The sequence below is a fragment of the Helicobacter sp. 11S02596-1 genome (assembly GCF_002272825.1).
Taxonomy (GTDB): domain Bacteria; phylum Campylobacterota; class Campylobacteria; order Campylobacterales; family Helicobacteraceae; genus Helicobacter_J.
Genome location: NZ_MLAM01000002.1, coordinates 107,997 through 121,081 on the forward strand (window position 1 = coordinate 107,997; position 13,085 = coordinate 121,081).

The 13,085-nt window shown below is 37.0% G+C and carries 15 protein-coding genes; 12 read left to right on the top strand and 3 right to left on the bottom strand.

Features of this window, described 5'->3' with window-relative positions:
- Positions 1-3 precede the first annotated feature (3 nt).
- From BJI48_RS01860 to BJI48_RS01925, 12 genes are all read left to right on the top strand, one after another.
- Positions 4-585, top strand: a complete 582-nt coding sequence (locus tag BJI48_RS01860) for a hypothetical protein (protein WP_143428753.1) — start codon at positions 4-6, stop codon at positions 583-585.
- 28 nt (positions 586-613) lie between these two features.
- Complete coding sequence (locus tag BJI48_RS01865) at positions 614-1,063, top strand: hypothetical protein (RefSeq protein ID WP_095331267.1); 450 nt, start codon at positions 614-616, stop codon at positions 1,061-1,063.
- Complete coding sequence (locus BJI48_RS01870; protein WP_095331269.1) at positions 1,060-1,584, top strand: hypothetical protein; 525 nt, start codon at positions 1,060-1,062, stop codon at positions 1,582-1,584. Before BJI48_RS01865 ends, BJI48_RS01870 begins: the two co-directional genes overlap by 4 nt.
- 59 nt (positions 1,585-1,643) lie before the next feature.
- A complete protein-coding gene (locus tag BJI48_RS09570) occupies positions 1,644-3,317 on the top strand; it encodes a colicin E3/pyocin S6 family cytotoxin (RefSeq protein WP_219350122.1) in 1,674 nt (557 codons plus the stop codon).
- A complete protein-coding gene (locus BJI48_RS01880) occupies positions 3,314-4,432 on the top strand; it encodes a hypothetical protein (RefSeq protein WP_095331271.1) in 1,119 nt (372 codons plus the stop codon). The genes BJI48_RS09570 and BJI48_RS01880 overlap by 4 nt, the downstream gene beginning before the upstream one ends.
- Positions 4,410-4,751, top strand: coding sequence for a hypothetical protein (locus tag BJI48_RS01885; protein ID WP_095331273.1), 342 nt, complete (start codon positions 4,410-4,412; stop codon positions 4,749-4,751). Before BJI48_RS01880 ends, BJI48_RS01885 begins: the two co-directional genes overlap by 23 nt.
- 523 nt (positions 4,752-5,274) lie before the next feature.
- Positions 5,275-5,400, top strand: a complete 126-nt coding sequence (locus BJI48_RS09625) for a hypothetical protein (RefSeq protein ID WP_257874349.1) — start codon at positions 5,275-5,277, stop codon at positions 5,398-5,400.
- Positions 5,401-5,425: 25 nt separating this feature from the next.
- The gene (locus BJI48_RS09575; RefSeq protein ID WP_095331279.1) at positions 5,426-6,568 is read left to right on the top strand and encodes a toxin C-terminal domain-containing protein; all 1,143 of its coding nucleotides are present in this window, start codon (positions 5,426-5,428) and stop codon (positions 6,566-6,568) included.
- Positions 6,568-7,623 (top strand): Imm41 family immunity protein, encoded by a 1,056-nt coding sequence (locus BJI48_RS01905; RefSeq protein ID WP_095331281.1) that lies wholly within the window; start codon positions 6,568-6,570, stop codon positions 7,621-7,623. Before BJI48_RS09575 ends, BJI48_RS01905 begins: the two co-directional genes overlap by 1 nt.
- Positions 7,624-7,877: 254 nt before the next feature.
- Entirely contained in the window at positions 7,878-8,132 is a 255-nt protein-coding gene (locus BJI48_RS01910) for a hypothetical protein (protein WP_095331283.1), read from the top strand.
- A gap of 276 nt (positions 8,133-8,408) precedes the next feature.
- Positions 8,409-9,305, top strand: coding sequence for an acyltransferase (locus tag BJI48_RS01920; RefSeq protein ID WP_143428754.1), 897 nt, complete (start codon positions 8,409-8,411; stop codon positions 9,303-9,305).
- A gap of 101 nt (positions 9,306-9,406) precedes the next feature.
- Complete coding sequence (locus BJI48_RS01925) at positions 9,407-9,667, top strand: hypothetical protein (RefSeq protein WP_095331289.1); 261 nt, start codon at positions 9,407-9,409, stop codon at positions 9,665-9,667.
- A gap of 74 nt (positions 9,668-9,741) precedes the next feature.
- On the opposite strand, the gene ung is transcribed toward BJI48_RS01925, so the two are convergent.
- From ung to BJI48_RS01940, 3 genes are all read right to left on the bottom strand, one after another.
- Positions 9,742-10,449, bottom strand: a complete 708-nt coding sequence (gene ung, locus BJI48_RS01930) for a uracil-DNA glycosylase (protein WP_095331291.1) — start codon at positions 10,447-10,449, stop codon at positions 9,742-9,744.
- A 387-nt stretch (positions 10,450-10,836) separates the two neighbouring features.
- The gene (ilvN, locus tag BJI48_RS01935) at positions 10,837-11,307 is read right to left on the bottom strand and encodes an acetolactate synthase small subunit (RefSeq protein WP_095331293.1); all 471 of its coding nucleotides are present in this window, start codon (positions 11,305-11,307) and stop codon (positions 10,837-10,839) included.
- A gap of 10 nt (positions 11,308-11,317) precedes the next feature.
- The gene (locus tag BJI48_RS01940; RefSeq protein ID WP_095331295.1) at positions 11,318-13,015 is read right to left on the bottom strand and encodes an acetolactate synthase large subunit; all 1,698 of its coding nucleotides are present in this window, start codon (positions 13,013-13,015) and stop codon (positions 11,318-11,320) included.
- Positions 13,016-13,085: the final 70 nt, after the last annotated feature.

Here is a 13,085-nt window from a genome sequence, read left to right on the forward strand (position 1 = left end):
AAAATGAATGCCTTATTCGCTCAAAACCTATTGGCAAGCAAGAAACCAAATCTCAAAGATACTCAAAAAATTAGTGATTTTTTAGATTCATTTTGCAAAAAAATTACTAAATCCTATATAGATAATGACAAATCTAAAATCTATTTTAATGCAAATAGATACACAAATATGCAGTCTAAAGACTTTTATAATCTAAGCCTGAAAGACTCTTCGTTTGATAATTTGACCGCCCTAGAATGCTCTTGCAATGCTGTTCATATCGATGATTTTATCCATATTAAAAAGGATAAGGTTGCTCATATTGCACTAATGTTTTTAATATGGGTAGGGGATTTTTTGCAAAAAAAATTTAGTGATTATGCATTTTGTATTATCACAAGCATAGAAACTGACTACGACATAGACAAGAAAATAGCCCCACCTTTTTGTCTCACCAATCGTTTGAATCTAAAATTTCATATAATAAGAGAAAATGAAGACTATCTATTTGAAGATTTGGACTCCTATTTGTATGATGCAATTGCGGTTTATCAAACGACACGATTATTAGAAAGGAAGGCTCAAAGCCAACCTATCAAGAATTAATGGATACTGCAAAAGGACTTTTTAACAAATGACCCTTATCTCAAACACTCTGATTGGCAAAGAATTAAGCAGTATCAAAAGAATTGCAACAATGCTATGTCTGGGATTTGGTGGTTTCTTTAATGATGGTGATGACAAAATCCCTTGCTATTCCCTACATATCCAATGCCCTTTTCGGTTTATTTTGGGTGAGAAAATCATTCTGGCAAGTTATGATATTTCTAAAAGATTTCAAGAAAATTTAGATGACAAGATGGGAAATTCTGTATTTGACAAGCTCTTAGATGAACGAATTTCGCCATTACTTCCCTTAAAGGTTATTGATTGTATTTGCAATCCACTTGGAGATATCAAGATTATTTTTTCAAATGATGTGATTTTAGAGACCTTTATTGATGCGAGCTTGGAAGTGGAGCATTGGCGATTTATTGATTCATTCAGCAAGAAACATTTTGGTTTTGCACAAGAGGCGATATGACTTCTTTTCGAGAAATTATCAGACTGGATTTGACAGATATTTCTATTTACAAGGGAATTTTTTGTTTAGATTTTGGGGCAAGGGTTTTATCCAAATATTCAGAAAGTCTCAAAAAATTTTCTCAATATTCTTTAGATATCCAATGCCCTTTTCGGTTTATTTTGGGTGAGAAAATCATTCTGGCAAGTTATGATATTTCTAAAAGATTTCAAGAAAATTTAGATGACAAGATGGGAAATTCTGTATTTGACAAGCTCTTAGATGAACGAATTTCGCCATTACTTCCCTTAAAGGTTATTGATTGTATTTGCAATCCACTTGGAGATATCAAGATTATTTTTTCAAATGATGTGATTTTAGAGACCTTTATTGATGCGAGCTTGGAAGTGGAGCATTATAGGCTTGCTGATGAGACAAAAGATTTCACACAAGATTTGATTTTTTCCAAAGATGAGGAAAGTTTTGCAGAAAAGTCAAAAAACTATGTTTGGCTAGAAGCACACAAACCAAGAAATCTATGAGAATGATGAAACATAAAAACTTGATTTTTTAGAAAAACTAAGGAAAAAATATAAATTCAATGCTTAAAAAAATCATCTTCATTGCTCTAGTTTGCTTAATCCAAGCCCATCTTCAGGGAAGCTATCTTATTTCTAGTTCCAAAGAGCTTAGTTTAAACACCCAATCGCTTCATTTCAAAGATATCAACAACAAAAACAATCAAGACAGCATTGCTCTTAGTCTTGGGATTTCTAGAATGGGTGGGAGTGGTAGAAGCAATGGAGACAATACCAGTAATAGCCATCATATAAGCAGTAGCAGAAACAATGCCAACAATACAAGCAATACCACTGCTTCCTTTGGAATCCAACACATTGGCTATACCCAAGCAGGCAAGACCCAAGCTACTTTAGGAGAGGGAGAGATTGTTATTAATGGCATAAACAATCCCCAATCTTTAGGCACTAAAGAGTTTAAAGAGTTTAAAGACCTTAATCGTGATGTGAATACAATCGAAGTAATCACACAAGATAAACTCACCCACGCATTAGATGTCAATACGAATATTGATATGCGTGTATTCACACAAAAGGGGAGAGAAGAGATAGGGAATGATTTCAAATCTCTCCCCCAAAATCTCATCAAATCCACCATAGGAAGCACAAGCACCTTTGTTCTCAATCCTCTAATAACTTCTTATGAAGTCCTTACAGATAAAGATAGCTTGGTTACAGATATTCCCACCCAATACCTTGCGAATCAAAAAGCAATGGTAAGCACCAATAATCTCAATAGAAATACTATTAATAATCTTGCTAGTGGGCTTACTACAGAAGAGATTCACCAAGCCTTAAGTGGAGAAAATAACAATGTGCTTCTTTACTATGATAAAGAAGATAACGCTACAGGCTTTTATGATAATAACCATAAACAAATCTATCTCAATGGGGCTTATGGGACACTCACTAGCACTAAAACATTTATAAATACCCTTTCTCACGAAAAAGCCCATTCGCTTACCCATAAAGAAAACATTGCTAATAATGCTGGTAGCTATGGGAATATTATCTATAGCTTTGGTAATGCGTTGAATTTCACACATAGCCATACCTCTGGAAGAATCAATCCTAATCAGACAAATAAAACAGGGATAAATCAAACAAATAAGCTAGGACTAAAAACCAACCCAATCCCACAATACCAACCTATCACACCTAAGCAATGGTATCAAGAACAGCTAGCAGACCCAAAAGCTTCTAAGCTATTAACCCAAAATACCTACCAAGCAAGATTAGTAAATCAGGGGGAGAGGGATAATCATCCAGCAACAATAGCTGGGGGAGCAGCAATTGGGCTGGAGGCTTGCATAGAAAACCCTGTAGGTTGTGCTATCATTGCAGGCGTTGGCACTGCTGTAATCATTAATAAAGCCTTAAAAGATGAACCTCTTAAGCAATCTAAGGGGAATGAACAAGGGGCTAAGCAGGAAACTCCCAAAAATGAGAGTGCAAAACAAACAGGAGAGAGAAAGGAAGATATTCATCAACCAGGTCCTCCAAATGTTGATGGCAAAACCCTAAAAAAGAGAAAAGGCAATCAAGGCTATACAGATGAAGATGGAAATATCTATCAAAGAGACAGATTGCATAATCGTTGGGAAAAATATGACAAAAAAGGTAATCATCTGGGAGAATTTGACAACAACGGAATACAAACCAAGCCTCCAAAACCTGGCAGGAAAATAGACCCGTGAAGCAAAGTTCATCAAAAGCAACCAATACTAAATACACTTATATTGCCAAACAGCCCTTAGATATACCCTTAGGCTCATTTTTAAATCAGCATTTCTATCTTTATGAAATAGCCGATAACTTCAAAATTCTTCAAAAGAAAAAAATCCCAAAAGCTATTTTTGAGGATTTTATCCAAAATTCTCCCCGCTGGGAATTTAAAAACTTTATGGCTTTTAGGCTTAACGATAAAGATATAAAATTTTTCAAATCCAACATTGGTTTTTCTCAAATCAATCCCTACAGCTGTGTTGATATTTTTACATCTTGTGCCTATGTGAATGTTCGTATAGATAAAGGTAAGGTTTTTAGCATAAAAAAAAGAAGGCAAGATATTATCAAGCTATATAAAAATATCGTGCCTTGTGAGTTTTTCCCTGAATGCAGGACACAAAAAAGAGAACTCAAGATAATATCTTCTATCATCAAAAAAGATGGTTTTAGAAAGATTTATTTTATTAATAATAAATTAAATTTATTTCTTTATAAAGATGATTTTAACTGCAATATTTTAAGTCTTAGTGATTGTGTATATCAATATTTATTAAAAAAATTTAAATATTTTTATACACCAACAGAAGATGAATTGGGTTATATTTTTAAATCCCTGCCAAAAAAATTTCCAGCAACTGATTACAAAAGAATTTCAATGGGGTATGATGTCCCTACAAAACCCAAAGATTTCAAGCTTGTGTTACAATACCGCCACCACTTTGAGATTTTCACTCCCACCCTATCTCAAGCACAAAAAATTCAAGAATATTTTTATAAACCCTTGCCGAACAATAATCTTTTTTTGGGCATTTTGAAGCTTTCAAATAATGAATTTATTATTCCCTGCCCGAAAATATATTGCAATATTTATGATAAAGATTATATTTTGATTGATTTATTTTTCCTCCCTGATAATTTTAAACTCCATCAATTAGTCGATATTATTGGGATTATTAAATTTAAAAAGATTATTTCTTTAGATAAAACTATAAATTTAAGTAAAAAAGAATTTTCATTATTATTAAATTACATCAATATTTACTTCATTAAAGGTCAATACTATGAATTGGGAATTAGTTATTGAATTTATTAAAAACACAAAACTGCAACACCAACAAATATTCTTTGAAGATGAAAAAGGTGGGGATATAGGGTTTTTTAATGATGGGTTGCACGCAGACAATCCTAAAAACTTAAATTTATACCAAGACACTGATGGCAAGCATTATGATGATGACATTATGAGAAAAGCGGTGGAAAACGTAAAGCAAACCTTTTCGCCCAAATATAATCTCTTTCTGAATAATTGCCAAGATTTCACTTCATCAGTCATCAGAGAATACCAGAAGATTTTAGATAAAAATAAATTTGAGCCGATTCAAAATTATATTAATGGGGTTTAGGATAAAAAATGTGGAATGAGGCAATTTCATTTTTGAGGGAATCTAAGGGTTTTGGTGAGGGGGGCATTGTAATTCTTATATTTATAATGCTTAACGTATATATTACTTTTTTTAATTTTATTTTTTACAGAATTATTAATAAAAAATTATTGATTTCTAATAAGGCTAATATGTCCTTTATGATAATGTTTTATCCAATTTTTTCTCTTTCTTCATATTTTCGAAATGAAAATATTCTAATAATCTACATTACTTTATTCTTCCTAATTATCACGCTTGACACGTATTTAAATTTCAAAAATAAAAAAATATTTTATATGATTTGCAATCTCTTCATTAGCCTATTTTTGGCGTTTTGCTATGCTATCAATAGTATATTTTTGACACACAATTATTTAATATTTTCTACACTATCACTGCCATTTATTTGATTATTATTTTCATTAATCGCAAAATTATTTTAGCTATTTTTCTCATTACCCTCACGCTCATATTTATAGCGAGATTCTACGGGCTTTATCTGATGGATATTCTTTATATTTTTGTTTTGATGTTTGGAGCAATGGTTTTGCTTCTTTTTGCATTCATTCGCCTGATTATCAATATCATCAAAGTTATCAAGAGAAAAAGAAATGCGTATAAATCATAAATCCAAAGCTTTTGCAGGTTTTTAAATGTGTAAAGCCCCTATCTTAACCCTTTCTAAGATTATTTTCACTCTCCTTTTTGCCACTGCTGGGATAGCTAATGCTTCTTTGAATCTAAAAATCTCCTTACATCAGGGCTTTGATGGGGAAGTCAAGCTTTATAACAATGACCCTACTACCAAAGGGTATGCCGATACCCTCAATGGTAAGAACACTATTGGATTTAATACCCGCACCAACAATCTAGTTCAAAGCAAAGGGGTAATCAATACTATTTTTCACGAAACCACTGATAAAGCCACCCACCACCATAATGAACAAACTGCCCTCAATCGAGGCAATACAGCAGGGAATATTTGGGAATTAAAGAATTTTAGTAATGCAATCGCTCAAAGAAATAGCCAAAGAAAGAATGCAAGCAATAACCAATTAGCAAGCAAGCTTACAACCCAAGAATGGAATAAGCAATATGCCAATGATAAAATCTTACAACTTGGTAATGCACTCAATGACCAAAGTAGAACACAGAATACCCAAGAGAATGGGGAGAGGGATGAGAGGGGTATTATCAAAAGTATTCCAGCCTTAAAATATCTCGACCCTCATTATTTGATAGAAAAGGGCGGAAATGCTATCATTAAATGGAGTAAAAAACTCGGAAAAAACAAAGATGATTCTAATGTTAAAGTTCCTCAAAGACCTGAAGGCTATAGTGAAGAATCAACCAATAATCCTCAAACACAAACAGGGGAGAAAAAGGAAAGCAAACAAGAGGCTAAGCAGGAAACCCCACAAAGTGCTAATCCCCCAGTAAAAAATGAGAGTGCTAAGGAGGGGAAGGGAAATAATCAAGGGACTTCAAAAGATGGGGGTGAGAGCAAGGCAGGTGAGGCAGGAGAAAAGAGCGCCACAAATAAAAATGGAAAATTTCAAAATGAGCAAGAAGCAAAAAGAAAAGCTGAAGAACTTGGCTACAAGAAAGACAAGCAAGCTGGGAAGTCTAATGGGGCTGATATTTACAAACACCCCAAGAAAAATAGCTACATTACAAGAGACCAAGACTCTCACAATGGCGGAGCGTGGAAAGAAGCAAATTCTCCAAGAAATCTAGGAAAAAAAGAAACAAGAAATGGAACCTTTGATAGAGATTTAAATAAAATAGGAGACTAATGTTTAACTTACTTTATAAAGAATCTAAAATGCTAGGCTTGGATTATTCCAAGATTCCTTTAGAAGTAGCTCGCAATCATAATGTTTTGGATAATAATTTTTTTGATAGAAATTCTTTTGTGGGAATATGGCTTGATTATACGGAGTGGAGCGATGATCAATATTGGAAACTCAAAAAAGGGATTGCTATTCTTATTAAGAATAACAGCAAACATTTATTAGATTTGGAGCTAAGGGCAGTTACAACCAGGCTCATAGAGCTATTTATGGGAATAAATCCTTTGGAATTTTCTTTGCACTTTAAAGATATTGATGTCGATTTAGGGGAAGACTATCCTGATATTAGTGATCGTATTGAAGATTTTAAATTTTTGATAATGTCAATGGTTGCAAATAAAAATCTAGATATTTCATCTATCTACATCAAAAATCCTAATCCACAAACTCGCAAAATAGAAAAAATTACATTGCTTAAAAATAAAAATATTTCACGAGCCAAATATATTATTTTTGACCATTTTAAACTAGGCAATGCCTATTATTTCAATTCTGGTTTAGAAAAATATCTTTGCACTGGCTATATGGAAAAGCCAGCCTTTAAAGATAAAAAATTTCCATATAAAATTTTTTTGGTGCTTACAAATAAATGCTCTGGGTGGAGAAAAGTACTTGATAAGAGACTCGCATTTAGCGAAGGTGGGAAGATAGTTTATAAGCATAAATGCAAAAAAGACATTTTCTATATTTTAGAATTTTGCTCACTTCAAGAAGAGATTTTAGAGTTATTGCTAGCCCATAAACAAAATCAAATTTTTTATATGAGTTTTCCTTATGGGAACAATTATGATGTATTGAATAAGATTTTTGATGAAAAATGTCAGAGTATCCAAGCTCGAAATCTTCAAGCAAATATAAAAAACCTCATACGAGAACATTCGGGCATTTTTATCACTTATGAAGACAAAAAAGATAAGCAAATTTTGAGTTTGAAGTTTTATTGGAAAGCTTCAAAAAATTGCAAAAAGACAGCATTTGATGAAATGCCAAAAAGCTGAAAAATAATGGCTTTCTTGAATAAAAATAACTCACAAAATGCAAGAGATTTCGAGAAATGGAAACCCCTATTACATCATCAGACAATAGAGGTGCAGGAGCCTGCATTGGAGCGCAATGCCGAAACCTGCCTGATGGCACTAATGTTGATTTTTAAGCTCATTAAGACATAGTTGGAGCATCTAAATGAAAGACAAAAATGCAAAAGGTATTGGCAATGTTTTTGATTCTCAAAAGCTAGTCGCAGGTTTCTAAAATGTTCCCAAACCCAATCTTAACGATTTCTAAGATTATTTTCACTCTCCTTTTTGCCACTGCTGGGATAGCCAATGCTTCTTTGAATCTAAAATTCTCCTCTATCACCCCATCAACCAATCCCCCCAATCTTGCTTTCCATCACACTGCCCCGCAGAGCACGCACGCTATTAATGTCGTTGGCTCAAGCCTGCAAGCCCAAAAAGAACACGTCCTCCGAGTGATCCAAGCACTTGAAATCATCTCGAAGTCGTGATTTTGAGGTTTTATGCAAGCCCTTAAAACCCATCAAAATACCACCCTAACTCCCAGTTTGCCCCCACGCTAGCATAAAAATACCTGCCTTTGAGGCTATGTGGATTATAAAGGGGCATGATATCCAATCCTAATGATGGCACAAACGTGAGTTTAATTAAAAATACGCTAACATAATAAAAAAGGTGAGCCTAATTGATCTGGTCAATTCAATATCTCCGTTTCTTTGCTTGTCTAATGGTCGTGATTCATCATATAACATTAAAATCACACTTAAATGATGGTGGCTCATATTTATATTTTGGCGACGCTGGCGTTGATATATTTTTTGCCATTTCAGGCTTTATTATGTGCTACATATCGGAAAAAATTCCCCCCCCCCCCCGCTTCATTCTTAAAAAATAGATTTATAAGAATATATCCTATATACATAGCTACCCTCATTCCATTCCTAATTATTTTTCTATTAATGCCTCAAATAGTAAACACTCACGCCCCCACCCCATCAATATTAAAATCAATCACATTAATACCATTTTTTAACGGCAGTTATTTAAACCTGGTTGCCTGGACTCTTAGCTATGAGGCCTATTTTTACTTAATATTTTCCATATCCCTGCTCTTACGCAAAAATGCCATTCTTGCAACCTCTATAATACTATTGGCACTTATAGCCATTGGAAATATATTCGATATTGAGTTTATAGCATCACCAATATCAATTGAATTTATTTTTGGTATGCTCATATACAAATTGATATTTAAAAAAACAGAATTAAATAAATACATAGCTTTTATTCTTATACTCGCTGGTGCCAGTTTTATATGCCTGCTCCCATCAGGTGTAGCCTTTAGCAGTGGCGATGTATCTAGGGTGCTGTATTATGGAATACCATCGGCAATGATTCTTGCTGGCTTTTTATCACCATTTATATCAACGTGCGAATCAAAAACATTAACATTGCTGGGCGATGCATCTTATTCAATTTATCTAACCCATATACTTACAATAAACGCAATCTATGTTGCATTTAAGCATTTCGGAATGCAAGAAAAAATGTATTTACTAATGATTATTATTGCTGTTTTGATGTCGGTAATTGTTGGTGTTGTAGCGCACCTGAAAATAGAAAAACCACTAATAAAAAAGGCTAGATGTATTTTATCTGCATAACCCAACAATAAAAACACAATCAAAACCCAGATTCTGATATAAATCTTAAACTCAAGAGCGTTGCAGCAAGCCTAGAAACCTTGCTAAACAAGCCCGACGTGATGGGTGAGACCATCAGCGAGAATATCGCCCCTGCTGTGATGGCAATGCCTATCACTCCCCGCCACAGAAGTAGCCAAAGCCCATCGCCAGCAAATCCTGTGCTGATTGCCAATACTTCCGATGAATCCATCTTGTCATTTTTGCATTCTGCTTATTTGTATGAACGTTTTAAACATCGCAGTTCTTTAAGCCAAGCCATCTTTTTGACCCGCTTAGAAGCGATGGAAGCTAGGCTGAAAAGTAAGTCTAGAGGCTTCTAAAATGGATAGGAGTGGTGGCAAAATATCAAAGAAATGCAAAGCATATTTTTACAAGCGATATGTCAGCGATAAAGCTATTGGGGCAAGCTCCAATCCAGCGGGGCTTTGCCAAAAGACTGCAGGGCTTCTTGGGCTTTGAGAAATACGCCACTACCGACAAAACCCTGTGCGAGCGGGCTGGGGTGAGGAGCGGTGATGATGGCGTGTTTGCTTTGGTCGATGAGGGGGATTTTCTTTTTGGCATAGTTGCCCCAGAGCATAAAAACGATATGTTCGCACTCCCTTGAGATGATTTTTATGATCGCATCGCTGAAATTTTCCCAGCCAAAATAAGCGTGCGAGCCAGCCTTGCCTTTTTCCACACTAAAAATCGCGTTCAAAAGCAAAACCCCCCGTTCGCACCAAGCCGACAAATCGCCGTGATTTGGGGCAATAATACCCAAAGAACGATGGAGTTCTTTGTAGATATTTTTGAGGCTCGGCGGGATAGGAATAGAGCGTGGCACAGAAAACGACAAACCCATCGCTTGAGGGATTTCCACCCCATCGCGCAGGAAGCTCCCGTGATAAGGGTCTTGCCCCAAAATCACGACATTTATCTTAGCAGGCGGGGTGAGATTCAAGGCATTAAAGGTAAGCTTGCCCGGCGGGTAGATGGGCGCACCTTGCTTTTTTGCCTCCAGATAATGGGACTTGATAGAAGTAAAATAAGGCTTTTCAAATTCAGCCTTTAGCAACTCTTTCCACTCCGGGATGATTTTGATAGTATCAGCGTTCAAGATTGTCTCCTGTTTATCTAATTTCTACTCGGTTTGTTTGAAAACAAACCTGAAGACCACTCAAACGGGAAAAGCCCGTTTTCGTTCCTAAAGTTATCATCTCATACCCAAGCTTCGCTTGTGTATTGGAGATAGAATTTTAAGGTTTCCATTATGACTACTCGGTTTGACAGGTCAAACCTGAAGACCACTTCAACGGGCAAAGCCCGTTTTCGTTCCTAAAGTTCAGGGTTATTCCCAGCTGTCGCTGGTCATCAACCCAATTTCTAAGGTTTTTTACTCGGTTTGACAGGTCAAACCTGAAGACCACTTCGGGCAGAAGAACCGCCTTGCTTTTGCCTATGCTACGAAATTGATTTCAAGGTTGGCAATTACAATATTTTCATACCCTCAATACCGCTCCAAAGCGACCACGCCACTGCGAATGATTTCTTTGGGATTGAATCGCTTGATAGCTTTGATAAAGCTCCCCACACGATAGGGCTTATCCGTTACAACTACGATGATGTATTTTTCATTAGCATTCACCACGTGCCCATTATACGCCCGACACAGCACCTCAATGCTGGCAATGTCTTCTTCAATGGGGATTTTGATTAGCGCCATTTCTTTTTCTAAAAAATCATCGCTCTCACTCACGCTAAGCACCGGTATGAGTTTGTGGAGTTGCTTGATGATCTGCTCTAAAACCCGCTCATCGCCATTTGTAACGATCGTTACCTTAGAAAGTTCGGTTTCTGGGATAGGGGCAACGGTTAGGGATTCGATATTATACCCTCGCCCCGCAAAAAGCCCTGATATCCGTGATAAAACCCCGTGTTCATTGATAACAGAGACTGAGATTATTCTTCGTTTCTGCATTGCTCTATCCTTATTCTAATATCATTTTATTGAGTGGTGCGCCACCTGGGACCATTGGCAAAACGTGTTCCATCCGATCAATGATGACATCAAGCATACATACAACGCCCGAATCGCCCAATTTAATAGCCTCTTTGAACGCCTCTTCAAAATCTTTTTTGTTTTCTACACGGAATCCCCGCCCCCCAAAAGCCTCGATGAGCTTGACAAAATCAGGCTGGAGAGAAAGGTCGGTATGAGAAAATCTATGTTCATAAAAAAAGCTTTGCCACTGGCGAACCATTCCTAAATAATTGTTATTCAAAATCACATTGATAACAGGGATTTTTTCCTCGACACAAGTCATCAACTCTTGGATATTCATCAAAATCGATCCATCGCCGGTGATATTGACGATAATCTTGTCATTTTTGGCTTTTTGCACCCCCATACTCGCAGGCAAACCAAACCCCATCGTCCCTAATCCCCCGCTAGTGATGAGCTGTCTGGGGAAGCTAAAGGGATAAAATTGCGCCGCCCACATCTGGTGTTGCCCCACATCGGTAACAATAATCGCACGCTCGCCTAAGATCTCACCGATTTTTTGGATAACCCATTGGGGTTTTAGCACCTCATCAGAGTCTTGATAACGCAATGGGTGGGTGTGGGCGTATTTATCAAGGTGTTCTTGCCAGGTCTTGATAGCGCTAACATCATAGTCTTGCAGGCATTCCAAAATATCCTCGCAAACACTTTTGAGATCGCCTACGATAGGGAAATGCACATCAATGATTTTGCCGATGGAACTAGGATCAATATCGATATGAACGATTTTGGCATATTTGGCAAACTCACTGACCTTGCCCGTAACCCGATCATCAAAGCGCGCACCCAGACAAAGGAGCAAATCGCATTCTTGCATTGCCATATTTGCCGCATATGTCCCGTGCATTCCCACCATCCCAAGCAAGCGGGGATGACCCTCCGGGATGACCCCCCGTGCCATCAGGGTTTCTAAGACGGGGATTTGTGTTTTATCCACCAGCTCCCTTATCGCCTCGCTAGCCCCTGAAATCACCGCCCCACCGCCGATATAAAACAACGGCTTTTTGGCTTCTTTTAACGCCTGGACGACTTTTTTTATCTGTCTAGAATTGCCTTTTGTCGTGGGCTTATATGTCCGGAGCAAAACCTCAGAGGGGTAGTCAAACTCCCCAAATGTCGCACTGATGTCTTTGGGTAAATCCACTAGCACCGGACCAGGTCTGCCACTTTTAGCGATATAAAAGGCTTCTTTGAGGATTCTAGGCAATTCATCAATGCTTTTGACCAAAAAATTATGCTTGGTGCAAGGGCGTGAAATACCCACCGCATCGATTTCTTGAAATGCATCGGTGCCGATTTGGGCGATGGGGACTTGCCCGCTGATAATCACAAGCGGGATCGAGTCGGTATAAGCGGTCGCAATGCCAGTAACTGCATTGGTAAAGCCCGGACCTGATGTGATGATAGCCACCCCAACTTCCCCGCTCGCCCGTGCGTATCCATCAGCAGCGTGGATTGCGCCTTGTTCGTGGCGGGTGAGGATATGCTGGAAGTGATTTTGTTTATAAATCTCATCATAGACATTCAAAACCGCCCCGCCAGGGTAACCAAAGATCACCTTTACACCCTCTAATCGCAACGCTTCAATAACCATTTCCGAGCCGTTCAATCGTTTGGTTGGCATAAAATCTCCTAAAAATCTATTAAAATCTTTATTATAATATGTTTTAAACATAAAAAAACTACAAATATTG